A 25,989-nucleotide genomic window follows, 5' to 3' on the forward strand; every position below is an offset into this window, starting at 1 on the left:
CACGCGCTGCCTCACTGCTGTCCCCTGTTCGCATTCACCGCCCGCCATGCGCCATGTTCCGTCCGGTGCGTCCTCAAGGCGCGGGGGGCCGATACACCTACATCCCGACATGGATGACAATCCGGAGGCAGCGCATTGAAGATAGTACTCATGGGACCGCCCGCGTGCGGCAAGGGAACACAGGCGAGGATGCTTACTGAAAAGTTCGGCCTCGCGCACATTTCATCGGGGGACATCCTCCGCGGCGAGGTCGCGCGCGGCACCGAGTTCGGCCTTCAGATAAAGCAGTTCATGGACCGGGGCGAGATCGGTCCGGCCGCGCTCATCACCGACGCGGTGATCGCGCATATCGGCGCGCACTGTCCCGACGGATTCGTCCTGGACGGCTTTCCCCGTACCGTGTACCAGGCCTGGGAGCTCATGAAGGAGCACGAGATCGACGCCGCGTTCCTCATCGACGTGAGCGCGGAGGAGGTCATGCGCCGCATCACCGGGAGGCGCGTGTGTTCAGGGTGCGGGCGCATTTTCAACATTCACCGCGGCGCGCCCGCGTCCGGGAAATGCGAATCGTGCGGCGGCGCGCTCGCGCGGCGCGACGACGACAACGAGGAGACCGCCCGCAACCGCCTCGATGTCTACACGCGCGAGACCCTTCCGGTCGCGGACTTCTACACGTCGGGGGGCACCCTCCGGAAAATTCCGGGCGAGCGCGGCCCCGAAGAAATTTTTGCGGAAATTCTTGCGCTTATCGGTTGACGCCCCCCCGGCCAGGGCGTATCATCCAGGTATGAAGCGCATCCAACGGTTTATCGCCGTATCGGCAATCGCCGCTTTTATAGTCTTGTTCGGGGCGGTGCCGCCGCATCACCATGAAAACACGCAATCCCAGCGGGATTGCCCCGTCTGTGCGCTCGCCTCGGCATCCGGGAGCGGCATGGACGCGAAGGCGGACCATGCATGCGCACCCGCGTTCGAACGCTCGGGGAACGTCCGCATCGACCACACGCCGATACTTTCCAACTTCTTCCGCTCTCTTACCACGCTGCCCAACGCGCCCCCGATAGAAATCTGATCATCCACCGGCAAGACCCTGCGCGGACGCGGAAGCTTTGGCACGCCCGCGCGGCGTCCCGTTGCGCCCGTTGTTCGACATCGCGCCACGGGGCCTGTTCTGGACAGGAAAATGGAATTCTATCGGAGGAATCATGATTAATCGCATCCTCGCATTTACGGCCGCGTTGTGCATTCTTCTGGAGGCGGGAATCGCCGGCGCACAGGAACCGATCGTAAAGGAACGCGCCACGGGCTCTCCCTTCGCCCAGGGGAAATACGTCCCCGATATATCGTTCATCGTCGACTTCTCGACCGTGGCGCGCACCATGAGCGACGAGCGCTACGCCTCGCTCGAAATACCGGGATTTACCCATGTAGTGCCTGGTGAAGGCCTTTCGCATGAGGCCATGAACGCGACGAACGGCTTTAACCTCAACTACGGCGAGCTCACCCTCGCGTCCGCCGTGGACCCCTACTTCGATCTCTTCGCCGCGTTCCACCTTACGGAGGAAAGCTTCGAGATGGAGGAGGTGTACTTCACGACGCGCGCGCTGCCGTTCGGCTTCTCCTTCCGCGGGGGCAAATTCAGGAGCGGCTTCGGCCGCCTGAACGAGCAGCACCCGCACGTGTGGGACTTCGCGGACGCGCCGCTGGTCACGCGCGCCTTTTTCGGCGACGAGGGCCTGGTCGAGGTCGGGGCCCGGCTCTCGTGGATCGCGCCCCTCCCCTTTTATGTATCGCTGAACGCGGAAATCCTCCGCGGCGCGAATGAGGCGAGCTTCGGCACGGAGGGATTCCGGGATTTCCCGGGGACCCATGCGATAGGCGACAGCCCGCCCCCCAATCTCAAGGTGGGATACGCGCGCTCCTCGTTCGATATCGGGGCGCTGTCGGTGCTGTACGGCGTCTCGTACGCAATGGGGGAATCGCGCATCAACGCGGGCGTGGACGCGGACCCGGCGGAAAATCCCGACGGCTATGCGCTGCGCGCCGATACCGGAATACTGGGCGCCGATATCACGCTCAAGTTTCTCATCAATTCGTATCGGTTCCTCTCGCTGCAGGCGGAGTACCTCAACCGCACCATGAAGGGCGACCGGTTCGACAACGCGGGCGGAAGGGAGCGCATTGAAAAGAAACAGTCGGGCATGTACGCGCAGTCGGTGTTCCGATTCGCGCAGCGCTGGCGCACCGGGTACCGGTTCGATCTCCTGGATACCAATAAGGAAAAGATCGGCGGCGTTTCGTCGAAACTGCCGGAAAACCTTATGCGCCATACTGCGATGATCGAATTCGTCCCCACCGAGTTTTCCCGGATCCGGCTCCAGGGCTCCCATGACCGGAGCGGCTACCTGGACGGGGCCGCGAAGCGGACGACGAACGATGAGGTCTTCCTCGCCTTCACCATGGCGATAGGCGCGCACGGCGCGCATTCATATTAAAACCGGAGGAAAGCCATGAAAAGGCTTATTATACGAATCGCGATTTTCGCAGCCGCTATGTGTATCGGCGCCCCCGCCTTCGCGGGAAAAACGAGCGTCGTCACGACGTACCCGTGGATCGCGAGCATCACCGAATACATAGGAAAGGACCGGGTGTCGGTATTCCCGCTCGCGCGCGCCGATTACGACCCGCACACGATAATACCCAAGCCCTCCTACATCGCGAAGCTCCGCGGCGCCGATCTCCTCATCATGAACGGCGCGCAGCTCGAGATCGGCTGGCTCCCGCCGCTCATCCGCCAGGCGAACAACCCCGTGGTCTTCCCAGGCGAGCGCGGATTCCTGGATCTTTCCGCGACCGTCACGCTTCTGGACCCGCGCGACAGCGTCTCCCGCGCCGAGGGAGACATCCACCCGGAGGGGAACCCGCACTTCGCCCTGGACCCGTACAACATACCCGTGATCGCGAAGGCAATCGCCGCGCGGCTCGCCGAGCTTGACGGGGACAACGCCGCGTATTACGAGGCGAACCTCGCCGAATTCGCGGCCGCGTGGAGCGCGCGCCTGGCCGGCTGGGACGCGAGGCTCTCGAAGCTCAAGGGCGTGAAGGTGATCGAGTATCATCGCCTGTTCGACTACCTGCTGAACCGCTACGGCGTCGTCGTCGTCGCGACTATAGAACCGCTCCCGGGTATCCCCCCCGCGTCGCGGCACATCGCGATGCTCGAAGCGCGCCTGGCCGCGGACGGGGTGTGGGGAATTTTGCAGGACGTCTATCATCCGGACGACGCGTCCGCGCTCCTCTCGGCGAAATTCGGGTTGCGTCTCATCGTGCTCCCGCACGACGCGGGCGCGGTCGACGGCACCGGCGACATCTTCGCCCTGTTCGAAGAAATCACGAGGAGGCTCGCGCAATGATCGACATACTGCTCACCGCATTCCTTCTTTCCGTGGTGCTCGTGGGAATACATTCCTTTTACGGGCTGGAAATCATAAAGCGGGGAATCATCTTCACCGATCTCGCCATAGGCCAGGCGGCGGCGCTGGGCGCCGCGGCCTCCCTGTTTTTCCTGGACGGGGCGTACCTCTATCCCGTGTCGCTGTTCTTCGCCCTTTCGGCGGGTCTCGCCATCGCCCTGGGATCGCGAAGGTCCCAACACCTGGAGGCGTTCATAGGCCTCATGTATGCGTTCTCGCTCTCGGCGGTATACATCCTGCTCTCGCGGTCCCCGCACGGCATGGAGGAGTTTCAGCGCCTCATGGCCTCGGATATACTCTTCACCCCCCTGCGCGAGGTGCTCGTCACCGCGCTCATCTACTCCGGAATAGGGCTCTTCCTGTTTCTCTTCTACCGTAAGGCCCGGGGGTTCGCCCGGGACGCCATCTTCTTCGTCACGTTCGCGGTGACGGTGACGAGCTCGGTGCGCCTCGCGGGCGTGCTCATCGTGTTCGCGCTCCTGGTCTCCCCGGCCCTCATCGCCGGCATGACGAAGAAGGGAAACGCGCTCGTCAGGGCGTGGACAATAGGGACGGCGGTGAACATCGCGGCAATCGCCGCCTCCTACGAATTCGATCTTCCCACGGGGTATACGCTCGTGTGCGCACACGCCTTCCTCGCGCTGTGCGTCTCGCTCATCGTGAAGCGATAGGGGGTCCCATTCTTACACGCCTCTGGCGAAAAAAACTTCGCCCCCGCGTGCGTTAGTACTTGCCAATTCCCCGCATATCCTGATATTCTCCCCAAATACGCCGGGACTGGTTTTCCGGCGTTGTCTGTGGTACTATAAACATGGAGGATGCCGATGCGGGAGGCCCAGCGATAAGAACATATCATTCAATAATCGCCGCAGAATCGCCTTCCGAAAAGTCCCGGCGTCCGGGTTCCCGGACGACAGATGACGGCAGCACGCGCGGCCTTCTTCCGCGCATATCCCCCATAGCCGATACACCATTCAACAGTTCCAGGCACGCACAAGGGCGAAGCGCCCGCGTATCACCCCTGCATACGATCGCGCGCGTTTCGCATACCGCAAATATAATGAAAAAATTAAACCACCCGGCGGTGATTTAATGAAGGAGCGACTTTGAGACCAAATTTTTACAGCAGCCAAAAACGGCGCAAAGAACTGGATAAGAAGAAAAAGAAAGAAGAAAAGCGCCAGAAAAAGGCCGAGCGCGGCAGCCAGGCCGAACCCGGCGAAGTGATCGAAGGCGAAACCCCCGTCGAAGAGACGGCCGCGGAGACCCCGGAAGAGGCCCCCAAGGCCGAATAAACGGCGCAGCGCCGTCCGGGCCGGTCCCCGATCCCCTTTGGCGAAGCGGAGAAGCCCGGTGAGGTGAACCGGCTCTCCCGGGGACCGGGGGGTTCCCGGCGCGGACAGTTTGACCCGGCAGGGGCGCCCTGGTTTTTGACTTTAAGAACCATCCTCTTCCGGGCGCTCGTTTCCCGTTTCAATCCGATCCAATCCCGTTTTCAGAGGCCGTCATGCAAAGAGAGAAGCGCCCCGCCGCCGCGGGCGGGAAGGCACGCACGAAAGGCATACTGTTCAGGACGCTCGCCGCGGCGGCGCTCGTCGTCATTCCCCTCCTCACGCTCGCGACCCTTATGCATTTCCTTGCCACCTCAAGCGCGTTTTACACGGGAATCATCAAGCGCACGGGATTTCTCACCGCGTTCATCGAGTCGAAAAACTGGGAGACCAACAGGAACATCCAGGACGAGATCGAGCGCAAGGTGAAGCTCCGGGACGCCGCGACCGCGTTCGAGCGCGCGAAGGAGGAGTACGCGCAGGCGAAAAGCCGCTACGACGACCTCAACCGCACGCGGGAATACGAACAGGCGAAGAAGCGCCGCGGCGAGTTGTCCGATACATCGTTCGACGACGTGAAGGACCTGTACGCGACAAAGGAACGCTTCGAGGCGTTTCGCAGGGATGAGCTCGCGAACCTCGACGCGCTCGTCACGCAGATAGAGAAGCACCGCAAGGAACACAAGAAGGAGATCAAGAAGCTCGAAGGGCCCATGGACGAGGCAGAGGACAGGTTCGACGACGTAAAATCCGCGTACGAGGACAAGCAGGTCCAGGCGCGGCGCATCGCCGAGAAGCATCGAGGATCCCTTGGCGCGAAGGTTTTTGCGGATTTCGAGCTCCTGGAGCCGCGGCTCACGCGTCTCCTGAACGAGCGGCTCGTGGAAGGCGCCCTGCGCGGCGAAATAGAAAAATGCATCGCGTTTCTTGCATCGTACGAAACCCAGCGCGCCTACGGCCGCGTGTTCGAATCGGGCGGGGGCGTGTCCATCCGGCTGCCGGACATCGCGCTAAGCCTCCGGGTGGACGACGATTCCCTGGGGGTGCGCAGGTCGCGCCACCTGCTCTCCGAGGTCTTCGTCGACGAGATAGGCAGATCCAACCTGGTGCAGAACCCCGCGCTCTACGCGGCCATGTTCAGGCTGTTCGATTCGAGCCTGGGCGAGTCGCTGGGAAAAAGCTTCCTGGGAAAATACGGCGCTTCGCTCCAGAACGGCGTGCTCACCATGACCGGCGCGGTCCTCGAGGGTGAAGCCGCCGAAACCGCGCGCCTCGTCATGCTCGTCCTCTCCTGGGGGCGCTACCTGGTCTACACGCTCGCCGGGACGGTGCTGTTATTCCTGGGGCTGCTTGTCTTTTCCCGGCGGGAACGGTCCGCCAGGCGCGCAGCGCTCGCGCGCCTGCTCGTGTACCCGTCCGCGGTGATCGTGCTCGCGGGCGCGGCGCTCATCCTGGGGGCCCACGTCTATACCTGGTTCATGCTTCCGCCCGCGGGGGACATCCTGCTCGAAAGGCTGGCATCGTCGGCGGCGCGGGAGTGTTCACTTTTCGTGGGGCTCCCCGTCATGGCGCTGTTCTCGGCCCTGTTCATCACGGGCCTGGCGACCAGGGGGAAACGCAAAGGGGTTCGGAAGGCGGCGCTTGGCGAAGTCGCGGAAACCCGGCCCTCCGACGACCCGGAAAGCTCCGGATAGAGTGCTCCGCACCGGGCGTGCCCTGGACCATTCGCTCACCGGCATAAAACTGGTTGACACCGGTTTCCATGCTATCCTTTTTGTGATTATTCCGGGGGCGTCATGCATCAGCTTTATAAATCCATCCTGCACCGTAGCGAGCTCGTCCTGGGGCCGGAGGCGATGGCGCGTGTCACCGGCGCGCGGGTCGCCGTGTTCGGCGTGGGGGGCGTCGGGAGCTGGTGCGCCGAGGCCCTCGCACGCACGGGGATCCGCGCCATCACCATCGTCGATTCCGATATCATCTGCCCTACGAACATTAACCGCCAGTCGCAGGCCACCGCGCTCAACCTGGGAAAATCCAAGGTAGAGGAGATGCGCGACCGTCTCCTCGCGATCAACCCGGACGCGAACATCACCGCGCGGCATATCGCCTACGGGGAGTCCACGAGCGGGGAATTCGACCTCGCCTCGTTCGATTACGTAATCGACGCGATCGACAGCCTCACGAACAAGATACTGCTCCTGGAGAACTGCCTCGCCGCGGGCGTAACCGTGTACTCGTCCATGGGCGCGGGGGCGCGCAGCGACGCCTCGAAGATCCGCACGGAGCTTATCACGAACACGAAGAACTGCCCGCTCGCCCGCAGGGTGCGTAAAATGCTCCGCGACCGCACACTCACCACCGACATCGTGTGCGTCTACAGCGACGAGCTCCCGGTCCCGCCCGCTGTGGAGACCATGTGCGGGAGCGGGGAATGCGCCTGCGTCCACGACCGCGCCAGCTTCTGCGAGACCAATGACGCGGGGGCCGTCGACTGGTGCGGGATGAAAAAGCAGGTGAACGGGGCACTGGTGCACATTACCGCCATCTTCGGGCTCATGCTCGCGGGGCTCGTGATAGCGGACGCGGGAAGAACGGAACAAAACGCCGTCTGCCCGACCAGGTCTCCGGATTAAAATATTTTGCATGGATTTATTCCCCCAAGAGACGATATTAATAAAGAAGTGTTAGGTGTCGTTCCATAATAATACAATATTGCTAATTATGTCCATTTTTAAAGGTGCGTTATGAAAAAGGGCGGTCCGGATAGTTCAACAATTCTCGGTTTGGCGCTCGGCTTCGGCGGAATTTTTGTCGGGTACCTCCTGGAGGGCGGTTCTCCGGGCGGCCTGGTGGGTTTCAGCGCCCTGATCATTATCGTTACCGGTACATTGGGCGCGCTCATGACCTCGTTCGGCATCAAGGAGGTTTTGAGCATCATTCCCCTGTTCAAGGACGCGATGATCTCCTCCAAGGGCCCCACGAAGGAAACCGTGGTCGAGCTTGTTTCCTTCGCGGAAAAGGCGCGCCGCGAGGGCCTGCTCGCGCTTGAAGACGATATCGAGCACCTCCCCGACCCGTTCTTGCAGAAGGGGATCCGCATGGTGGTGGACGGCGTGGACCCGGACATCGTTCGCAATACCCTGGAAAACGACGTCTACCTCTACGAACAGCGCCGCAAGGAGGAGGCCGCCATCTTCGACACGGCCGGCGGATTTTCCCCGACGATGGGTATTATCGGAACGGTTATGGGCCTCGTGCTCGTGCTCGCCAACCTTGGCGGGGACGCGCGCGCCCTGGGCCATTCCATCGCGACCGCGTTCATCGCGACGCTCTACGGTATCGGCCTCGCGAACCTCTTCTGGCTTCCCGTGGGCAACAAGCTCAAGCTGAAAATGAAAAAGGACATTCTCGAGATGGAATGCATCATGACCGGGCTCCAGTCGCTCCAGTCCGGCGACAACCCGGCGCTCATTAAGGACAGGCTGGTATCGTACCTCGAGGAAGGGACGAAGTTCGACGAAATCGAGTCTTCGCAGACATAGGCGGAACCGGCATCAACCGACGACAACCCGGCATGAGATAGGACAATGGCAAAGAAGAAAAGGGAAGAAGCCCACGAAAATCTGGAACGATGGCTGCTCACCTACGCGGACATGATCACGCTCCTGATGCTGTTCTTCATCGTGCTCTATTCAATGAGCAACGTCGACACGGAAAAATACAAAAAGATTTCCCAGGCCCTCCAGACCATCTTCCAGGGCGGCAACATGGGCATTTTTGAAGAAGGCATCGTCCCGGGACAGGGCGGTATCCTGACCGGGGGCCGCGGGATCCTGGACAGCGCCGGGCAGCTTCCCTCGGAAAAGGGCAAATCCCAGAAGAAGAAGATCCACATCAGCAAGATCAAGGGCCTGTTGAAGCAGGACGTGACGACGGGCCGGGTCAGCGTGGTTTCGAACGAGATCGGGATCGTGGTGACGCTCGCCTCCGATGCCTATTTCGAATCGGGCTCCGCGGAGCTTTTACCGGACGCGAAGGCGACCCTTAAAAAGATCGCGGACCTCCTCCTGAGCTTCGATAACAACGTCCGCATAGAGGGGCATACAGACGACAACCCCTTCAAGGACCTTAAAACCGATTACCATACCAACTGGGAGCTTTCGGCTGCGCGCTCGCTCAAGGTCCTGGGGTATATTGAAGCTTCGGGGGTCAAGAAGAACCGCCTCTCCGCGATCGCCTACGGCAGCAGCAGGCCCAAGGTGCCCAACGAGACCCCCGAGGACCGCGCCACGAACCGCAGGGTCGAGATAGTAATCGTCGACAATTAAGAAGAATATCCCCCTTGCCCGGCGTTGCGCCCGGCAGGAGGTGATATCGGCCCCCGCAAATTATCCTTGCCCTCCCCGGACCATGCCGGTATACTTCACCAGTCAACGCTCGTAATGCCATCGTTATCAGACTTGTTGCGAACTTATTTATTAACGGGGTATAAGGGGCGGAGCCCCCTAGAAAGCCCCTACAGGGGTTCCCTGCGAGTGCGCGCCGGTAGTTTCGCAACTTGTCAATTGCTCTCTGTACAACAAATACATATATTCTTACTAGCGGGAAAAACCTATGAATGATTTCAATGAATTTGTTCGGGAATTATCCCAGGGCTTCATCTCCTACAAGACGCTCACCCAGCTTATACCGTTGCCCATCCTCATCCTGCTGATCATCTTCATCATGATCGCCGTCGTGGTGGTCTACCTCCGCGTCAATATCCGCAGGGAGGAGGGACGCATCGAGACGAACGCGGAGCGCATTCGCATCCGCGGCATGCAGCGCGGGCTCACCAGGTACCAGATGCAGATCCTGGTACGCATCGCCGAGATCCGGAACCTGGCGGAATCGGCCCAGGTCCTGAACGATCCAGCCTTCTTCGAGCAAGCGGTCGGGGGATTCCTGGAAAAGGCGCGCAGGCTGGAGGACAAAGACGTCCCGCTGGAATCGATCTGCAAGGACATCGTCATCACCCACGAAAAGCTCTACTACCTCGCCGAGGTGCGCAAGCCGCTGGCCGCGATGTCCGAGATCGAAGCGAACAGGTTGATGTACCTCACCACCGACGAGGGTTATTTCGACATCGGAAAAATCACGGACAAGAACGAGGCCGGTCTCGTCATCCAGCTCCTGGGCGGCAACAAAACCGCCGGGGGGTTCGCGCCCGGGACGCCCGTGCGCTGCTACCTGTGGCGCAGCGGCGACGGGGGATACGCCTTCACGTCGCCGGTCGCGAAGGTCACGGGGACCGTGGTCGAGATCGCGATGCCCCCGGCATTCGAGCACGTCGAGGCCGACCATTTTCCCTTCATCGACGTGAACGTGCCCTGCACCATCCTGTCACCGGAGGCCGTGCCCGTGGAGGGGGAAAAGCCGATGCAATTAGACGGGCTCATTTTCAAGCTCGACGAGAACGAGGCCGTGATCCGCACCAACCAGAAGCTCCAGTTCAACATACCCTACACGCTCGAGTTCAAGATGGAGGACTTCAAGATCAAGGCCGCGAGCCGTATCATGCGGGACATTTATTTCAAGGACCGCACCGTCTATTATTACAACGTGCGGTTTACTGAGATATCGAGCGCGGCCCGGGCCATCATACGCAACTATATAATCGATCGCCGGACGGCGCCGGGCGCGCCCCAGCCGGCCTGACAGCCCGTCCACCGGCGAAGACCGCCCGGGCGACACGGGCCGCCCACGGCGGCACGTGACCCAGGGCGTCTTGCGGGGCCGGCTACTTCTTTTCCAGCACGAAGCTTTTATCGAAAGACCCCCAGGTGTTCGATTTCACCCCGTTTTTCTCGGCTCCCTTGTATTCCTTCAGGCCGGGCTTCATGAGGACGCGCACCATGCCGCCTTCCGCCTTGAGCACCCCCGCGTGAATCGCCGCGGCGCAGACCGCCGAATCCTCGGTATACGTATCGATGCCCCACACCGAGCCCGTGGTGCAGTTCGCGGGGCATTTCGCGATGAACGAGGAGCCCACGGCGATCTTGAGATCCTTCGCGCTCTGTCCGCATTTCATTTCGACGGTCGTTTCCCCCTTGCAGGCGAACGCGGCCGCGAGGGCCACGACCATTACTGCGATCACTGCGTGTTTCATACTACCTCCCGTGATACATAGATTTAAAATCCCGGTCTGAATACGACGCCCTCCCGCCTGGAAGGAACGAGTACGCGTTGAACTGAAATCCGCCCCGCTCTCCGCGGTACGCGGAATTCATTTTTTTTAGCGCTTCGGCGATTTCCGTCCTTTACGATCCGGTCGGATACAACTGCCGACTCTTATGTCAGATTGCTGCGATCCCGTCACCAGGGTTCCCACGGAGTCTTTCGCGAAAGGCAGGAATTCTATTTATGTGGTGTTTCCGCACGAATACGGAACCCCAAACGCTTTTCTAATGTACATCCGAATACACGGGTAGACAAGCTTTTTTGCGAAACCCGGTACGCGTGTGACACGGTACCGGCCTGGAATGAGGAGAAAATATCGGCCCCGGCTAATGCCCTCCCGGCGCGCGGCGCACCGAAATTCCTCCGGCCGGAACGTCGCCTTCTTCGGGCTAAAAATGCTTGTGCTGGGGAGGCGGGACCATTACGGTGTGCACGCCAAAAGCGGACCCTGTCGGCACGACCGGGTGACCGCATGGGAAAGGATAAAACCATGACCGAGAGCTCAACGATCGACCGTATCGTCTTTTGCGACTTCGACGGGACAATCACCGCCGAAGAAACCTTCGTCTCTATGTTCTACACGTTCAATCCCGAGCTGTTCAAGAAGATCGGCAACGATGCCGCCCAGGGAAGGATCACCCTGCGCGAGGCGGTATGCATGATCCTGGAATCCCTGGAATCGAGCACGCTGCCGAAAATCCGGGAGTTCGTGCGCGCGAAACCGCTGCGCCCGGGGTTCCCGGAATTCCTGGGCTTCCTGGAGGAGCGCGACATCCCCTTCGTCATAATCTCCGGGGGATTGCGCGCCATGATCGAGGCGCGCCTCGATGGCTTCCTTTCAAGGGTGCACGCGGTATACGCGATCGACCTGGACGATTCGGGCGAGTACTTGAAGCCGCATTCCGATTACCAGGGCGGGACCGAGATGGTTGCGAAATCCATGATCATGGAAGGCTACAACGCCCGGCGGCCCGTGGCGATCGGGGACGGCATCACGGATTACGCGATGGCGCTGCGCGCCCCCGTCGTATTCGCGCGGGACCACCTGGCGCAGCACATGGAAAAGCACGGAAGGCCCTATATCCCGTGGAACGATTTCTTCGACATCATGGCGCGGCTGCGCGAGATGTGGGGGGAATGAGGCGCCCGCCGGGGCGGCCGCGCACGGCCCCCCGGATGCGCGGCCCGTTACGGTTTGTATATCAGCGAGGCGATGATCCCCCCGATGACGAACTGTACCATGCCGTACAGGAACCAGTAAAGCGCGAGTGAGAACGGTATGGGGTACATCGCGTACTGCCCGAACATTCCCACGACATACATGAACAGCCCGGCGACTATCCCGAACCGGACCCCCTCCATGATCCCCTTGCCCTCATAGCCCTTCACGAAAATATAGGTGAAGGTGAGCGCGAGCACGACTCCCCCCAGGTAAAAGATCCACATGTACGACATCATATCGGGACGCCAGAGCCCTGACAGCCCCTTGTAGATGTCGGACATTATAAGCCCGTGGAAGATAAAATCGAGCACCTGGAACGCCACGAAGACCGCGGCGCTCGCGAAGAGATACTTTTTTACGTTCATTGTGCCCCCCTGCACGTGAGTAGTAAAATATACTTACCGGCCGCGGCGCATTCAATGGGGTCCGATATTTCTTACGGGCGGCCGGCGCACATTCCCCTAAGGCCTGCTCCATTTCCCGACGAGCGCGAGCAGATCGTCCGCCTCCTGCTGGGAATCGCACCTGGTCGTCATGAAAACCCCCTTCGCCGATACGCGCCCGAGTATCTTTTCTATCTCGCGCGGGTTTACGTCCAGGAGCACCAGGCATTTCCCGCGCCGCTGGATCTTCTCGTACAGGGGAAACCACTTGTCGTGCGCGACCGACGATTCCGGAACGCCCGTGTCCCCGGGCACCCACTGAATGCCGTGGATCTTCCCGATATCCAGGATCGAGTCGATGTATTTCACCGCGTCGGGACCGTCCAGGTGGTATATGGCCCTGTCGAGCGCCCGGGCCTCCCTCTCGATCGAGGGCATCACGTAACGATCGAAGAGCGCCGGTGACAGGTTCGCGCTGAAATCGCATTGCAGGGGATACCACCTGCCCTCCAGGTAGAGCGGGATCCATGCCGTCATCCCGGCCCCGCCGCGCGCGATAATTTTATAGAGCTCGTCGAAGCCCTGCATCCAGGCCGTGTCGATCTCCTCCCCGAGCCTCACCACCTCCTCCGGGCAATCGATAAGGTCGTAGATGAGCTCCTGGGTCCCACGCAGGGACACCGCGATGTCGAAGCAGCCTCCCAGGTCCGTCATGCCCACGACGTGACGACCCGGCGCGTGCTCCGCGTACCGCGCGGTCATATCCATCAGGGCCTTCCACAGGGGGTGCTCACGATCGAGCGCGAGCGGCGCGCGCGAGGCCCAGTCCGCAAGGACAGGCACCTTCCCGAACCAGACGGTGTCGGGCTGGAGGGTATAATCGGCGCCCAGGAGTGCCGCGACGACGCCCGGCCCCAGGTAGGGCGAGGTGACAGGAAGCGCGTCGCCTCCCAGGTATCCGTAGCAGAAGGCGAACTCGTAGGTGCGCAGCGCGAGCTCAGGGTCCGTCCATTGCTGGACCAGGTCCCGCGGCTCCTTAAGCTCGATCGAGGTCGGGAGCGGTTCCGCGCGCGGCGCGGTCACCGATATGCAGCAGCGGTCGAGCATATCGCATTCCCAGAAGGCCTGGAAGCGTCCCTTCGTCTTTTCCCAGTCGCCGTTATAGATCATGTATCACCTCGCGTGCAGCGGTCGTCCCGGCCGCGGACTTTTCAAGCACCGGGCGCCACCATATCCGACACGGTGCGGAATCGCAAGGAGTATTCGGGAAATCTGCCGGCGGAATCGGCCCCGCGCCATGGAAAACTGCTTGACCGGGAGAATAAATTAGAATATTTGACTATTGAGGTCAATTATTCAATGTCACGCGACGACAGGGAAAAGGAGATTCTGCGGGCCGCGCTGGGTCTTTTTGCGCGGTTTGGCTACCGGAAAACGGCTGTGGAGGACGTCGCGCGCGAGACGGGTATGACCAAGGGCAACGTGTATTTCTACGTACGCGACAAGCGCGACCTCTATGAAAAGGCGGTCGGTAACGCCCTCATCGAATGGCGGGATTCCGTGGCGGCCGCGGTGGAGTGCGAGACCGGCGCCGTGAAGCGGTTCCGCGTCATGGCGCGGCGCTCGTTCGAATACCTGTCGGGCCGCCCCGACCTCAGGAAGATACTCGAAGAGGACCGCGGCATTTTCACCCTCTCCGCCGGCGAGGACCGGTTCCGTGAGATTAACGAGGGGGCGATGGGGATACTGCGTTCCATCCTGGAACAGGGTATCCGCGAGAAGACATTTCGCCGCATAGACGTCCCGCACACTACCGAGCTCATTTTCTCAATTTACATAATGTTTCTCATCAAGGCGTACGTGAAGTCGGAGGGGAGCAGCGTCCTGAAAATGTTCGAAGAAGGGCTCGACATTATACTGCGCGGACTGTTGAGAAAATAGATTCCAGGAGCAATGCCCTGGACGCGGGCGTCTTTCAATGGAGATGAGGAGATAACGGTCCCGATGAAGGCGCGGATTCGAATCCGCGCCTTCATCGGGACCGCGCGGCATAAAATAACAAGGAGGCACAGCATGACCGAAGCGACACTCAAGGCATTGAACGGACTTCGCGACCTGTCCATGATCAAGTGGTACGTGATTCCGCTGCTCGCGATCGTATTTTACATCTACACCCGCGAAATCAAGGAGGCGCGCAAATCCGGAAACTGGAACGCGGTTCTCGCCGGCCTGACCATTTTCGGCGTAGACTTTTTCAACGAAACCTGGAACGGGTGGGTGATGGTGCTGTCCGGCCGCTCGGCGTTCTGGACCGCGCCCGGGGACACGGCGCTCCGGACGATGGTGGGCTGGAATATCGAAATCATGTTCATGTTCCTGATCGTCGGTATCATTTTCTACCATTCGCTCTCGGAATCCACCGAAGAGAGGATACTGGGCCTCCCTGAAAAATGGTTCTGGGCGATCGGCTACTCCGCGTTCTGCGTGTTCGTGGAGTGCCTGCTGAATATCGGCGGCCACCTGGTGTGGGAATATCCCTTCTGGTACCTCTCCTTCCAGGGGATATGGCTGATATTCCTGATCGGCTATTTTCACTTCTTCTGCGCGGCGATACTCGTGATCAGCCTGAAGCAGATGAAGTCGAAACTCGTCACGCTGGGGATCATCTACGCGGTGCCGGTGATTATGAACATCATCGCGTTCTGCTTCATGGGATGGAAGTATTAATTTCTGCCGATGGCTTGTTGCACGTGCGCCTTTCATGGGGGATGCGGGGGAAGATTTTGTTCATTTTTTTCACCGCTCCCGCGTAGTAATTCATAACAAGACCATGAAAGGAGGAGCGTATGACAGACATCCAGGAAATCGAGGAAGGGGTGCTTATTGAGGCCGATTTTTACCCTTACCGCATCGGCAACCTGCTCAATGATATCGAGGTTCGCAACGGCAGCCTCGATATGCGGGAATTATTCAGGATGGCGGGCAATGTAATCGGGTCGCTGTGGACGCTAGGATTCATCAAGGTGATTAAAACCGGCTACAGAATGGCGGATGAAGACACCTTTGAACCGATGTCCCACACGGTATTGAGCGATGCGGAGACCCGGGAATTCCTGAAGAATCCGGACAAGTGGGACGAGATGGATATTTTATCGGACACCCTTGCCTATGAACTGGAAATAACAGAGGATGGAAGGAACTACCTCGAGAGCGCCATTCGAACTATCCGCTGAACGGGACACAAGCCTGCCGGGGGCCGGGGCTTGTCGCCAGGCCCCCGGCATCATCGGTCTGCTTGAATGCGGCCGCCACAATCCTGGACGTCAATCCCCAGGATGAAGAACCGGCCCAACTGCGGAAGGCTCGCGCAATGGCAATCAAAGCTCGGGAAACGCGTGACTGAACGGGTGTATGTTCTTGACCATTGTGGTGCCCGCTTCGGTGCCGTCGCTCGCCCAGAGCTCGTAACCATGTGAGCCGTCCCACGCGATGAAGAAGAGCCTGCCGTTCATGGCGAACAGCTGGGAGACCATACTGCTGCCGCCAGAATTTATGTCCTTGACCATCCTGGTGCCTGCTTCCGTGCCGTCGCTCATCCAGAGCTCGCAGCCATGGGTGAGGTCGTCCACGCCGAAAAACAGCTTGCCGTTCATGACGGTGAAATAGGCCGGGGAATTGCCCGGCCAACTGTCGCCCGAACCGGGGGCTATGTCCTTGACCATTGTGGTGCCGGCCTCCGTGCCGTCGCTCACCCAGAGCTCGTGTCCATATGTGCCACCGTCGTATGCGCAAAAAAATATCTTCCCGTTCATCGGGATGATATTTTTGACCCCGCTGCTGACCGAACCGGGGACGATATCTTCGACCATCTTGGTGCCGGCTGCGGTCCCGTCGCTTACCCACAGCTCTTGACCATAATCGTCCTTGGCGCTGAAAAAAATCTTACCGTTCATCACCTTGAGCCACAACGGATTTCCGTTAGGATTTCCGTAGCCCACATATATGTCGTGGAAAAGCACGGTGCCTTCTTCGGTGCCGTCGCTCACCCAGAGCTCATAACCGTGGCCGGGGCTCATGGATCCGTCATACGCGGAAAAGTAGAGCTTGCCGCCCATGGCGGTAAAATAATCCGGATATGAGCTCATGCTCCCCTCCGGCTCTATGTTCTTGAGCATCCTGGTGCCTGCTGACGTGCCGTCGCTCACCCAGAGCTCCCTGCCGTTGGTGCCGTCGTCCGCGGCGAAAAACAGCCGGCCGTTCATGGCGGTCATCTCACCGGGGTCGTTGCCTTCGTTTGTGTAGTCCCCGACCCACACGTCGCCGAGCGGCACCGTGCCGGAGTCCGTCCCGTCGCTTTTGTAGAGCACGTTGTTGTGCGTGCCGTCCGTTGCGAAAAAGTACAGGCTGTCGCCCATGACGATCAGGCGCCGGGGATTGCCGTCCCCCGTCGCGTTCAGGTCCTTGACCATCGTGGTGCCCGCCTCCGTGCCGTCGCTCACCCAGAGCTCATAACCGTTCGTGCCGTCGTTGGCCCGGAAATAAGCCTTTCCCTTCATGGCGACGGGGCTGACGATCTCGCCCCGATCGTTGGATATAGCTTTAAGAAGAGTGGTGCCCGCCTCCGTACCGTCGCTCACCCAGAGTTTCACGCCGTCGCCGTCGTCCGCGAACATGAGCGCCTTGAATGATATCGTCACCGTGTACGCCTGTGTCGATCCGCCGGCCGTGGTCACGGTATAGGTCACGGGATTGGTGAAGTCCTGCGCCGCCCCAGACGCCGGGCTTACGCTCGCCCCGTCATGGGCGACGGCGGGCGCAAGCGCCGTTACGTCCGTCCCGCGCATCAGGGTTATCGCTATTTTATGATTCGTTTCATCTATAGTCCCCGTTGCGGGCGGGTCCGTTACATTGAACGCGGTAATCGCCGCTTCCGTGTTCGAACCAGGTCCGTTGTCTCCTCCGCCGCCTCCGCAGGCGGTGAAGACCAGTGCCGATACGATCACCATTTTTGCCGCACGCATAAATCTGTTCTTCATAACGACCTCCTGGATAAAGGCGATAAGATGCGCACCCGGCATGCCAGTCATTTCTTCCGAAAATAATTTCCGGGACGGACGGGTCGGTAAACCCGGCAGGCGCGGATATGCACGTGATCATACCAATGAACCCGGCCCAGGCAGGCTTATAATGATGTATCATGTTCATTCCTGTCTCGCACTCTGCTGTCCGAACAGAATAATTCCATGTCCGGTCAGGCGGGGATGTGGGCAAATACGCCGGATTGTGCAGTAAAGGCGCGGGAGCTTTTCAGTTGCCGGTAACCGGACCGCGGACAGGCCAGACTAATGAATAGCATTCTTGTGCTTTGTTCATTGGTGTTATTCTGCCGCTTATTGTAATATTAGCAAAGCCTACATTCCACGCTGCAGCTTTTGTTCCGGAATAAAAATTAATGGTAGCCTCCGGACTGCACCAGTAGTACTTACTGCATGATACATTATCAAAACCCTGTGCATTCAACGAACCGCATTGTTCGCTGTAGTTGATCAGTGTTTCGAGTTCGTTCACAGTAGGCATACGCCAGTCGGTATACCGGGGTGTTTTCGTTACTCCGCAAGGATATGTGCCGCTGTTCAGGCCTGCGATAAAAGTCTTCGATTTTTCCCAAGTAACAGCGCCGTCTCCGGCATAACTTGGACCGCAAACATTATAATACGGATCAGGATCAGTAATACTATCGAATGACTTGTGTGTATCTATGGTTCCCATTGCATTTGCGTTCTTAACCCACATGAGTCCTGTCATATTATCTGTTACAGTGCCGTCGCCGTTGTCGCAGAAACGTATTGACGGCAAATCCGTGCCTTTCTTGTACGACCCGTCGTCGCCTGCGCTGTATTCAGTTGCCTGTCCTGTTACCGGCAGATTGCTGCCTGAGCCTGTTGCGAGCACTATCACAGTGATTGCAAGCACTGCGGCCAGGGCTGCTGATATGCTAATAATTTTTATTTTTGATTTCTTCATGATTACTCCATGTTGTATATATTCTGTTTTAACCGTGCCGCTTTTCACCCATTCATGTGACTGTTCATTTAAAGAGAACTTGCCTTATTGTTGATAAAACCAATATATAGCGCATTTACGGAGCTGAGCGCACTGGCCATACATAATTAAGGGTACTGTTCGGATCTACCTTCTTTCCTATATATATACTGCTTTGATAAAAATTAGTTATCATTGTATGACCTGTATTAGTTGGATCTGTTGTACTGGTGAAGTACCAGTCATCACGCAGAGTCGCCGCATTTGTATAGACAGCTGTTATCGATGAAAAATCCTGGATGTATAACAACAGGGTGCGCATCTCTCTTACATTCGGCATACGCCAGTCTGTGTATGCCGTTGTTGCTCCACAATTATAAGTACCGTCATTTATTTTACCGATAAACTCCAGAGCTTTTGCCCATGTGACCTTGCCGTCCCCCCAGCCGGTATCGGGTTGATGGTCAAAGTCCGGATAAAGCGTTTTTATAGCATTGGCATTCTTAATCCACATCAGCCCTGTCATCTTGTCCATCACAGTGCCGTCGCCATTATCTGTAAACCTTGGCGAAGGCCAGCTTATTCCTGCGTCTGTGCTTGTCTGCCCGGTCTTGAAAACCGGTATGGCCCTGTACACTTCTATTGTGTAGGTCTCTGTTATGATGTCACCCGGAACTGTAATAGTTATAACAGCATTGTTTTTGCCTACTTTAAGATTATTCATTTCGTACTCGTCGCCGGATGGAACAACTGTTCCGTTGATAGTCATAACCGCATTTGCGTCAGCAACAGTTGCTTTGATGCCTGCTGACTGGAGGTCATCGTATGCAGGATTAGTATTGTCGCTGAACGGCACAGGCGCGTCGAGGTAGTCTGTGACGCTTGCATCGAAGACCGGCTGGAGCCTTCCCTTCGAAACGACTATTGAAGCGAGTTTTACGTTGGATAATTTCTTCACTGTCAGAATAAAGGTCTTCGTGTCGTGGGCGCTCCCTCTGGTAATTGTGGCAGTCAATATTACTTCCGCGTCGCTGCTTTCGAACGACGGACGGGTAACAGTACCATTATTCGCGACCACGGCCGTATTGTTCGACAGCCAGCCGATTGTCGTGCCGCTTGCTCCCGTTCCCGGCACAGTGATGTTCCGGATTACGCTCGAAGCGGAATCATTGCCCGCGTATGTAATTGAAAGATTAGCCTTGTCTTCCGCGACGCATTCAGCCTCCGTTGCGGGCGCTTTTATTACTGTCAGGGTAAAGACCTTGGTGTCGCGGGCGTTCCCTTTCGCAATTGTGGCGGTCACAATAACCTCCTCGTCGCCGTTTGTGTACGACGGACGGGTAACAGTACCATTATTCGCAATCACCGCCGTAGTGTCCGACAGCCAGCTGATAGTCGTGCCGCTTGCACCTGTGAGAGCAAATGCAATGTGCTGTGTAACGCTCGCAGCGGAATCACCGCCCGCGTATGTAATTGCCAGGTCAGCTTTATCTTCCGCGACACATTCAGCGTCCGAACCCCCGCTGCTGCCGTCTCCGCTCCCGCCGCACGCGGTGAACGCCAGTGCCGCCGCGATCATCGTGATTGCCAGACGCCTGAACCGGTTTCTCATTGTGATCTCCTTTGTACTATTTCCAGCCGCACGCGAAGCAACGCACCCTGCCGCGGCCCCGCCCTTGACGCGGGACGTAATGGCTTCCCGCGTCCATCTCCCGCGTATTTCATGGCCGCCTGCCCGCGGCTAAAACCCGGCCCGAATGGGCTGAGAATAATGAATCCGGTTCATTCCTGTCTCGCACTCTGCTGTCCGAACAGAATAATTCCATATCCGGTCAGGCGGGGATGTGGGCATTTGCGTTTGATTGTACAGTGAAAATGGGGAAAAAGGCAGGGGGGCCGATTTACTTACGGGCCGGGCGCGATCGCCTCCATTCGGACGGCGTCATCCCGGCCAGCTTCAGGAAGGTCTTATTGAAGGTGCGCAGGTTTTCAAACCCGACGTTGAAGGCGATGCGGGTGATCGTGTCGTGCGTCTCCTCGAGCATTTGTTTCGCCTTCTCGACGCGCAGGCCGTTGATATACTCGTCGATTCGCTTCCCCGTGATCTGGTTGAAAGCGCGCGACAGGTGATCCGCCGATATACCCACGGCGGCGGCCATGCCCTCTCGCGACAGGTCCGCGGTGAAGTTCGATCGGATGAATTCCTCGACTTGCGCGACCTTGTCCTCGGTCGAGGAGCTTATCGGGCTCGCCCCCCCGGTTTTTTCCTCCAGGCGTTTATAAAGGTCCGCGGTCGTTCTTATGAGCCGGTCCCGGAGCGACTTGAGCTCCAGCTGTGCCTTGATCCGCGCCAGGAACTCGCTCGAGTTGAAAGGCTTGACGATGTAATCGGTGGCGCCCTTCTCAAAGCCCTCGATCTTCATCGCGATATCGGCCCGCGCGGTTAAAAGGATGACGGGAATTCCCTCGTAGCCTTTCTCCTCACGGATGCGTTTCGTGAATTCGTAACCGTCCATTTCCGGCATCATGATATCGGACACGATGATATCGGGGGGATCATCCAGGGATTTCAACAGGGCCAGTGCCGTTTTCCCGTTTTCCGCGGTGAGGAACCTGTACTTGTGCGAAACGATATCCGACAGGAAGGTCAGCATCTCTTCATTGTCATCAACAAGGAGCACGCAGGGTATGGTTTCATCCGCCAGTGAAACCCGCTGATTGTGTGAGGGATCGGTTCCGGAACCCGGATCGCTCCTGAAATGAATTATATCCTTACAGGAACCGGATTCGGTTCCGGAATTTCGCTCTTCTTCATCGCCCGGTGCGTCCGCCATGTCCGTGCCGTCCGCGGCGGCTTCCGATCCGATGGGAATCGTGAGGTAAAAGGTGGAGCCCTTACCGGGCTCGCTTTCCACGCTGACATCCCCGCCATGGAGGCGAGCGATCTCCCGGGTCAGTGAAAGCCCGATACCCGTGCCCTCGTATCTCCTGCTGGAAGAAGAATCGACCTGGGAAAAACGCTCGAATATAAGCGCGTGCTGGTCGGCGGGAATGCCGATGCCCGTGTCGTTGAACTCGACAGTGAAGGAATCATCATGCGCAGCGAGCTTCACCGTGATCCTTCCGCCCTGGGGCGTGAATTTCATCGCATTGCCCAGGAGATTGTACACGGCCTTCTCGAAAAGCCCGCGGTCCACGAAGGCGGTAAGACCGTTCGTAGTATCTATAAAGGAAATCGTCTGCCCCCTGGCTGTCGCCCCTGAATGCAGGTTCGCCACGGACAACTCCAACTGCCTCGCGATATCGGTTCTCACCGGATGCAGCGCCATCCTTCCGGATTCCATCTTCGAGAAATCAAGCAGGTTGTTTATCAGGCTCAGCAGGCGCCCGGCGTTATTGTATAATTTATGCAGAAACGATTCATCGACTTTTCCCGGGGTATGGTTCCGTAATACCGACTCTACCGGCGATATGATGAGCGTCAGCGGCGTGCGCAGCTCGTGGGATATGTTGGCGAAAAAGTCCGTCTTGAGCCGGTCGAGCTCCTGGAGCTTCGAGTAGGCCTGCTGGAGCTCGCCCGTTCTCCGCTCGACCTTCTTCTCCAGATTGGCGTTCAGGTCGGCAAGCTCGTTTTTCATCGTATTGATCCTGTCGGCAAGGCCAAACGAGAACAGCGCCAGCATTCCGACAGAACCCAATTTGAAACTGAAATCGTTAATAAAAAATGAAGGCAGAAGGCCAATAATGAACGTAACCGGGAACAATCCGCCAAGCACGGGAAGGAAAACCGCAATCAGGTAAAATATGGCGGACCGCGATCCCCTCTTTACATACAGGATAGGGACCGCGATGTTGTAGAGGCATACGATCAGGATAAACACGTTCAAGATCACTGTGTGATATTCAGGCTGCGAAACAGGCTCAAGAATGACAGATTCCACGATCATAATGGAACCGAATGCGACGAGCGCGTTTATCTGCGTGTCGATAAAAGGCGTTTTTTCTTTCGTCTGAAGATAAGCTTTTAAAAAAAGCAGACCCGGTATCAATCCGATATAAAAAAACAATGAATGCGACCTTCTCAGAATAACGGATAGATTATCCCACACATAGTTAAAACCAGTTCCGTCAAGGGTCATGTGGATAGAACTCAGGCCGACTATTAAAAGCAGGTAATAGAAGTACGATTTTTCGCGGACCGAAACGAATATAAACAGATTATAAAGGAACATGATGGCGAGAATTCCATAAAACATTCCCTGAAGCACGTCCACGGTCATCAGCTTCGTCATCAGATTTTTCGGAGACCACATTCGAGGAACAAGCGAAGTCCACGCCGAGTGGTATTGCCGCAAAAAATATACAGTTTCGCCGGGCGGGGTCCGGACCGGGAAGATGAACGTAACGCTGTTTACCTCCCGCTCGCGCGCGGGTGTATCGACGTAGGCGATAGATTTGAAACGACCGTTTTCACCGGGGTAGTAGAATATCAATTCATCCGCAAAGACGAAATCATTTTCAAGATACCATTCCAGTTCTCCACCCGAGTCGTTGCGTACCCGGATTTTAAGCCATATGGACCGGTCTCCGGAGTTGACAATCTTGATGCTTTCGCTCTTTGTGAATTTTGGTGAAACCCGGTCACTCGATATTTCGTCAATGGCGAGGCGGTGAGTGGTATCGACATAGTACTCCACCTCCTTCCCGATATGCCTGCCGTCGAGATTTTCCGGTAATACTACCGTTGAATTCAAGGCATAGCTGCGTGGAGGGGAAACGGAAAGAATGGTCAAGATAATGATGATTAACGCCGGTATGGTGTTGTTAGGAAGCCTGGACATTTTTTGGTTCGGTGCAAGGAAATATCCATCTCCTTTGCACACCGGTCTAGTGGCAGCCCCCAAAGCAAAAAAGTCAAGGAACATTCACGCGTCACCCGAAATCCCGCATTTGCGCGAAGACAATGAATCCTTCTCCCGTGGTCCATATTCTTCGTGATTTCAGTTGACAATACCGTCTTCGGCGGTATGCATAGAGGTGTTCGATATTCTGGATGGACTAAGTCCCGGTTGAAACACATAGATAATCAAAGATGATTCGGAGGTCTCAATGTTTGAGGACATGAAAGGAAAAACGGCCCTCATCACCGGGGCCGGCAAGCGCAGCGGCATGGGGTTTGCGATCGCGGAAAAGATGGTATCGTATGGAACCAACGTCATCATCGCCGACCTCGGCATACAGGACGAAGCGAGCGCGGTAAAGACGGCGCCCGCGGAGGAAATGGAGGAGATCGCCCGCCAGCTCTCGAAAAAGTATTCCATTAAAGCCAAAGCGGTGCATCTCGACGTGACCGATCCCGGCTCGGTTGAATCGATGGTTGAGGAGGTAAAACGCGAATTCGGCAGCGTGGACATCCTCTGCAACAACGCCGGCGCGGCCTTCGGTGTTCCCAGTCCCATTCATAATTACGACGAGACCAAGTGGCTTAAAACGATCGACGTGAACCTGAACGGAACCTACAGGGTTTCCAGGGCAGTGCTTCCCCTGATGCTGGGCAGGCCGGGAAGCATCGTGAACACGGCGTCGCGGGCCGGCAAGTTTCCACCGATCCTGAACGGCGCCTATGCGTGCGCCAAAGCCGGCGTGATCATGCTTACGAAGGTCATGGCTAAGGAGCTCGCGGGGGCCGGGATCAGGGTGAACGCAATCTGTCCGGGACAGATCCACACGGACCTGCTTGACTGGCAGCTCGACCTCGAAGCGAAATTCTTACAGACGACTATCGACGCCCGCATGGAGGAGATGGCGAAGGAGATACCCTTACATCGAATAGGCACGGTCGGAGAGGTAGCGGACCTGGTTCTGTTCCTTGCCTCGGACGCGTCGAGGTTCATGACGGGCCAGGCGGTCAATATAACCGGCGGACAATTAATGGAGTTATGATATGAACCAGTTCGATATACATTCAATCCAGGGATTTAACCAGGTAGGCATCGCCGTGCGCGACGCGGAAGCCGCGATGAAATTCATGGAGTCGGCCTTCGGCATCAAGCTTTTTCTCATCACGATGCCGGAAGCGAAGGCGTTTCTCAGGGGCCGCGAGGTACGCTTCGTGACCAGGATCGCGATAGGACATGTGGGCACGGTGGACCTCGAGTTCATGGAGATACTTGAGGGTGAGCACATCGTGCAGGAGTTCCTCGACACGCGCGGTCCCGGCATTCATCACCTCGGGATATACGTGGACGACCTGAACGCGGCCGTGGACGAGTGGGAACGAGGCGGCGCCAAGGTAGTGCAGCGCACGGCGCATCCCGACGGAATCGGCACGGCGTATCTCGATACCGAGAAGGAGCTTGGCGCCATGTATGTTGAAATCATCCAGCTCCCGAAACCTCCCAAGGAACAGCCGTCATGAAGGAAAAAAAAGTCATCCTGATTACCGGGGCCACCAGGGGCATCGGCTATTCGCTCGCCGTCGAGCTTGCGACGCGCGGCCATCGCGTTTTCGGCGCGGGCAGGTCGTGGCAGGTCGACGTTCCCTTCTCGAAAATCACCCTGGACGTGACCAATGACGATTCGGTACAGCGCGGTGTGCGGGCGGTGCTCGAGGAGTGCGGGAGGATCGACGTGCTCGTCAGCAATGCGGGAATCAGCAATTGCGGCACGGTGGAGGATACTGAGCTATCTATTGCCGGGGACGTCTTCGCCGCGAATTATTTCGGGATGGTTCGGGTCATCCGGGCCGTGCTCCCGTCCATGCGTGGACGGAAAAAGGGAACGATCGCATGCGTGAGCTCCGCCTCGGGGAAGATCGGAATTCCGTTCCAGGCGCATTACGCCGCGAGCAAATACGCCGTGGAGGGATTTGCCGAATCGCTTTCCCAGGAGCTTAAATCCCTGGGAATACGCGTTTTGATCCTGGAGCCCGGGGACGTGGGAACTTCGATCTGGAAGCAGACGAAACAGGCGGACGCATGCGTGCCCGACTACAAGCCCGCCCTGGATCGTTTTCTCGCGGTAAAGGATCGTGAGATGGGACCCGGCGCCGATACGCCGGAGCGCGTGGCCGTCCGCATCGCGAACATCATCGAATCGGGGACGACAAGGCTCCGTCACCCGGTAGCGCGGGGCGCCGCGTTTATCCTGGCCGCGCGAAAACTGCTGCCCGACCGGATATTCCTGCGATTGGTGGCTAATAACTACAAGCTTTGATGGCGGCGTTACTATATTTAAAAGACTGATAGTCTCAGCGGACTTGGAAGTCCAAGCAGATTTCGAGCATTAGCATCTCGTTCCCACATGCCAATGCACAAATC

The 25,989-nt window shown here is 58.0% G+C and carries 25 protein-coding genes; 18 read left to right on the forward strand and 7 right to left on the reverse strand.

The annotated features are described in order from the left end of the window. Window positions 1–135: 135 nt before the first annotated feature. The 11 genes from EPN93_06395 to EPN93_06445 all read left to right on the forward strand — a co-directional run bounded on the left by EPN93_06395 (window position 136) and on the right by EPN93_06445 (window position 10,501). Window positions 136–756 (forward strand): nucleoside monophosphate kinase, encoded by a 621-nt coding sequence (locus EPN93_06395; GenBank protein ID TAL37053.1) that lies wholly within the window; start codon window positions 136–138, stop codon window positions 754–756. Between the two features lie 31 nt (window positions 757–787). After that, window positions 788–1,072 (forward strand): hypothetical protein, encoded by a 285-nt coding sequence (locus EPN93_06400; protein TAL37054.1) that lies wholly within the window; start codon window positions 788–790, stop codon window positions 1,070–1,072. A 133-nt stretch (window positions 1,073–1,205) separates the two neighbouring features. Then, window positions 1,206–2,495, forward strand: a complete 1,290-nt coding sequence (locus tag EPN93_06405; GenBank protein TAL37055.1) for a hypothetical protein — start codon at window positions 1,206–1,208, stop codon at window positions 2,493–2,495. A 57-nt stretch (window positions 2,496–2,552) separates the two neighbouring features. Further along, window positions 2,553–3,413, forward strand: a complete 861-nt coding sequence (locus EPN93_06410; protein ID TAL37139.1) for a zinc ABC transporter substrate-binding protein — start codon at window positions 2,553–2,555, stop codon at window positions 3,411–3,413. Beyond that, window positions 3,410–4,144: a metal ABC transporter permease gene (locus EPN93_06415; protein ID TAL37056.1), complete on the forward strand. Its 735-nt coding sequence runs from the start codon at window positions 3,410–3,412 to the stop codon at window positions 4,142–4,144. Before EPN93_06410 ends, EPN93_06415 begins: the two co-directional genes overlap by 4 nt. A 435-nt stretch (window positions 4,145–4,579) precedes the next feature. Beyond that, window positions 4,580–4,768 carry a hypothetical protein gene (locus tag EPN93_06420; GenBank protein ID TAL37057.1) on the forward strand — a complete coding sequence of 63 codons (189 nt, stop codon included), beginning with the start codon at window positions 4,580–4,582 and terminating at the stop codon, window positions 4,766–4,768. Between the two features lie 212 nt (window positions 4,769–4,980). Further along, complete coding sequence (locus tag EPN93_06425) at window positions 4,981–6,498, forward strand: hypothetical protein (GenBank protein TAL37058.1); 1,518 nt, start codon at window positions 4,981–4,983, stop codon at window positions 6,496–6,498. A 102-nt stretch (window positions 6,499–6,600) separates the two neighbouring features. Further along, window positions 6,601–7,437 carry a tRNA threonylcarbamoyladenosine dehydratase gene (locus EPN93_06430; GenBank protein ID TAL37059.1) on the forward strand — a complete coding sequence of 279 codons (837 nt, stop codon included), beginning with the start codon at window positions 6,601–6,603 and terminating at the stop codon, window positions 7,435–7,437. Window positions 7,438–7,548: 111 nt separating this feature from the next. Next, entirely contained in the window at window positions 7,549–8,346 is a 798-nt protein-coding gene (locus tag EPN93_06435; protein TAL37060.1) for a motility protein A, read from the forward strand. Between the two features lie 45 nt (window positions 8,347–8,391). Further along, window positions 8,392–9,132, forward strand: a complete 741-nt coding sequence (locus EPN93_06440) for a flagellar motor protein MotB (GenBank protein ID TAL37061.1) — start codon at window positions 8,392–8,394, stop codon at window positions 9,130–9,132. Window positions 9,133–9,418: 286 nt separating this feature from the next. Beyond that, window positions 9,419–10,501, forward strand: coding sequence for a hypothetical protein (locus EPN93_06445; GenBank protein TAL37062.1), 1,083 nt, complete (start codon window positions 9,419–9,421; stop codon window positions 10,499–10,501). 82 nt (window positions 10,502–10,583) lie between these two features. On the opposite strand, the gene EPN93_06450 is transcribed toward EPN93_06445, so the two are convergent. Next, window positions 10,584–10,952 (reverse strand): hypothetical protein, encoded by a 369-nt coding sequence (locus EPN93_06450; protein TAL37063.1) that lies wholly within the window; start codon window positions 10,950–10,952, stop codon window positions 10,584–10,586. 579 nt (window positions 10,953–11,531) lie between these two features. On the opposite strand from EPN93_06450, the gene EPN93_06455 reads away from it, so the two are divergent. Beyond that, window positions 11,532–12,164: a 2-hydroxy-3-keto-5-methylthiopentenyl-1-phosphate phosphatase gene (locus EPN93_06455; protein TAL37140.1), complete on the forward strand. Its 633-nt coding sequence runs from the start codon at window positions 11,532–11,534 to the stop codon at window positions 12,162–12,164. 47 nt (window positions 12,165–12,211) lie between these two features. On the opposite strand, the gene EPN93_06460 is transcribed toward EPN93_06455, so the two are convergent. Both EPN93_06460 and EPN93_06465 read right to left on the reverse strand, forming a co-directional pair. After that, window positions 12,212–12,610: a hypothetical protein gene (locus EPN93_06460; protein ID TAL37064.1), complete on the reverse strand. Its 399-nt coding sequence runs from the start codon at window positions 12,608–12,610 to the stop codon at window positions 12,212–12,214. Window positions 12,611–12,706: 96 nt separating this feature from the next. Further along, the gene (locus EPN93_06465) at window positions 12,707–13,798 is read right to left on the reverse strand and encodes a hypothetical protein (protein ID TAL37065.1); all 1,092 of its coding nucleotides are present in this window, start codon (window positions 13,796–13,798) and stop codon (window positions 12,707–12,709) included. Between the two features lie 189 nt (window positions 13,799–13,987). Between EPN93_06465 and EPN93_06470 the strand changes: the two genes are divergently transcribed. The 3 genes from EPN93_06470 (at window position 13,988) to EPN93_06480 (ending at window position 15,861) form a co-directional block, all read left to right on the forward strand. Continuing rightward, window positions 13,988–14,569 (forward strand): TetR/AcrR family transcriptional regulator, encoded by a 582-nt coding sequence (locus tag EPN93_06470; GenBank protein ID TAL37066.1) that lies wholly within the window; start codon window positions 13,988–13,990, stop codon window positions 14,567–14,569. Between the two features lie 132 nt (window positions 14,570–14,701). Next, window positions 14,702–15,355 (forward strand): hypothetical protein, encoded by a 654-nt coding sequence (locus EPN93_06475; GenBank protein ID TAL37067.1) that lies wholly within the window; start codon window positions 14,702–14,704, stop codon window positions 15,353–15,355. A 119-nt stretch (window positions 15,356–15,474) separates the two neighbouring features. Continuing rightward, window positions 15,475–15,861: a hypothetical protein gene (locus EPN93_06480; GenBank protein TAL37068.1), complete on the forward strand. Its 387-nt coding sequence runs from the start codon at window positions 15,475–15,477 to the stop codon at window positions 15,859–15,861. A gap of 144 nt (window positions 15,862–16,005) precedes the next feature. Here EPN93_06480 and EPN93_06485 read toward each other — a convergent pair whose 3' ends face one another. The 4 genes from EPN93_06485 to EPN93_06500 all read right to left on the reverse strand — a co-directional run bounded on the left by EPN93_06485 (window position 16,006) and on the right by EPN93_06500 (window position 23,595). Continuing rightward, on the reverse strand, window positions 16,006–17,715 hold the full coding sequence (locus tag EPN93_06485) for a hypothetical protein (GenBank protein TAL37069.1): 1,710 nt from the start codon (window positions 17,713–17,715) through the stop codon (window positions 16,006–16,008). Window positions 17,716–17,935: 220 nt separating this feature from the next. Beyond that, the gene (locus tag EPN93_06490) at window positions 17,936–18,652 is read right to left on the reverse strand and encodes a DUF1566 domain-containing protein (protein ID TAL37070.1); all 717 of its coding nucleotides are present in this window, start codon (window positions 18,650–18,652) and stop codon (window positions 17,936–17,938) included. Window positions 18,653–18,767: 115 nt separating this feature from the next. After that, entirely contained in the window at window positions 18,768–20,282 is a 1,515-nt protein-coding gene (locus EPN93_06495) for a DUF1566 domain-containing protein (protein TAL37071.1), read from the reverse strand. A 289-nt stretch (window positions 20,283–20,571) separates the two neighbouring features. Continuing rightward, window positions 20,572–23,595, reverse strand: a complete 3,024-nt coding sequence (locus tag EPN93_06500; protein TAL37072.1) for a response regulator — start codon at window positions 23,593–23,595, stop codon at window positions 20,572–20,574. A gap of 184 nt (window positions 23,596–23,779) precedes the next feature. Here EPN93_06500 and EPN93_06505 point away from each other — a divergent pair, with 184 nt between their 5' ends. The 3 genes from EPN93_06505 to EPN93_06515 are packed head-to-tail and all read left to right on the forward strand — an operon-like array spanning window position 23,780 to window position 25,885. Beyond that, window positions 23,780–24,613, forward strand: coding sequence for an SDR family oxidoreductase (locus EPN93_06505; protein ID TAL37073.1), 834 nt, complete (start codon window positions 23,780–23,782; stop codon window positions 24,611–24,613). A gap of 1 nt (window position 24,614) precedes the next feature. Continuing rightward, on the forward strand, window positions 24,615–25,088 hold the full coding sequence (locus tag EPN93_06510; GenBank protein ID TAL37074.1) for a hypothetical protein: 474 nt from the start codon (window positions 24,615–24,617) through the stop codon (window positions 25,086–25,088). After that, window positions 25,085–25,885 carry an SDR family oxidoreductase gene (locus EPN93_06515; protein TAL37075.1) on the forward strand — a complete coding sequence of 267 codons (801 nt, stop codon included), beginning with the start codon at window positions 25,085–25,087 and terminating at the stop codon, window positions 25,883–25,885. The genes EPN93_06510 and EPN93_06515 overlap by 4 nt, the downstream gene beginning before the upstream one ends. Window positions 25,886–25,989: the final 104 nt, after the last annotated feature.

The organism is Spirochaetota bacterium (assembly GCA_004297825.1).
In the GTDB taxonomy this organism is placed as follows: Bacteria; Spirochaetota; UBA4802; order UBA4802; family UBA5368; genus FW300-bin19.

Bases quoted from the DNA above. Each gene is read 5' to 3' on its own strand.
- EPN93_06425 (TAL37058.1), top strand. From the start codon at position 4,981: ATGCAAAGAGAGAAGCGCCCCGCCGCCGCGGGCGGGAAGGCACGCACG.
- EPN93_06445 (TAL37062.1), top strand. From the start codon at position 9,419: ATGAATGATTTCAATGAATTTGTTCGGGAATTATCCCAGGGCTTCATC.
- EPN93_06430 (TAL37059.1), top strand. From the start codon at position 6,601: ATGCATCAGCTTTATAAATCCATCCTGCACCGTAGCGAGCTCGTCCTG.
- EPN93_06470 (TAL37066.1), top strand. From the start codon at position 13,988: ATGTCACGCGACGACAGGGAAAAGGAGATTCTGCGGGCCGCGCTGGGT.
- EPN93_06500 (TAL37072.1), bottom strand. From the start codon at position 23,595: ATGTTCCTTGACTTTTTTGCTTTGGGGGCTGCCACTAGACCGGTGTGC.
- EPN93_06495 (TAL37071.1), bottom strand. From the start codon at position 20,282: ATGAGAAACCGGTTCAGGCGTCTGGCAATCACGATGATCGCGGCGGCA.
- EPN93_06410 (TAL37139.1), top strand. From the start codon at position 2,553: ATGTGTATCGGCGCCCCCGCCTTCGCGGGAAAAACGAGCGTCGTCACG.
- EPN93_06485 (TAL37069.1), bottom strand. From the start codon at position 17,715: ATGACTGGCATGCCGGGTGCGCATCTTATCGCCTTTATCCAGGAGGTC.
- EPN93_06450 (TAL37063.1), bottom strand. From the start codon at position 10,952: ATGAAACACGCAGTGATCGCAGTAATGGTCGTGGCCCTCGCGGCCGCG.
- EPN93_06460 (TAL37064.1), bottom strand. From the start codon at position 12,610: ATGAACGTAAAAAAGTATCTCTTCGCGAGCGCCGCGGTCTTCGTGGCG.
- EPN93_06415 (TAL37056.1), top strand. From the start codon at position 3,410: ATGATCGACATACTGCTCACCGCATTCCTTCTTTCCGTGGTGCTCGTG.
- EPN93_06490 (TAL37070.1), bottom strand. From the start codon at position 18,652: ATGAAGAAATCAAAAATAAAAATTATTAGCATATCAGCAGCCCTGGCC.
- EPN93_06480 (TAL37068.1), top strand. From the start codon at position 15,475: ATGACAGACATCCAGGAAATCGAGGAAGGGGTGCTTATTGAGGCCGAT.
- EPN93_06400 (TAL37054.1), top strand. From the start codon at position 788: ATGAAGCGCATCCAACGGTTTATCGCCGTATCGGCAATCGCCGCTTTT.
- EPN93_06510 (TAL37074.1), top strand. From the start codon at position 24,615: ATGAACCAGTTCGATATACATTCAATCCAGGGATTTAACCAGGTAGGC.
- EPN93_06465 (TAL37065.1), bottom strand. From the start codon at position 13,798: ATGATCTATAACGGCGACTGGGAAAAGACGAAGGGACGCTTCCAGGCC.
- EPN93_06405 (TAL37055.1), top strand. From the start codon at position 1,206: ATGATTAATCGCATCCTCGCATTTACGGCCGCGTTGTGCATTCTTCTG.
- EPN93_06505 (TAL37073.1), top strand. From the start codon at position 23,780: ATGTTTGAGGACATGAAAGGAAAAACGGCCCTCATCACCGGGGCCGGC.
- EPN93_06475 (TAL37067.1), top strand. From the start codon at position 14,702: ATGACCGAAGCGACACTCAAGGCATTGAACGGACTTCGCGACCTGTCC.
- EPN93_06515 (TAL37075.1), top strand. From the start codon at position 25,085: ATGAAGGAAAAAAAAGTCATCCTGATTACCGGGGCCACCAGGGGCATC.
- EPN93_06440 (TAL37061.1), top strand. From the start codon at position 8,392: ATGGCAAAGAAGAAAAGGGAAGAAGCCCACGAAAATCTGGAACGATGG.
- EPN93_06435 (TAL37060.1), top strand. From the start codon at position 7,549: ATGAAAAAGGGCGGTCCGGATAGTTCAACAATTCTCGGTTTGGCGCTC.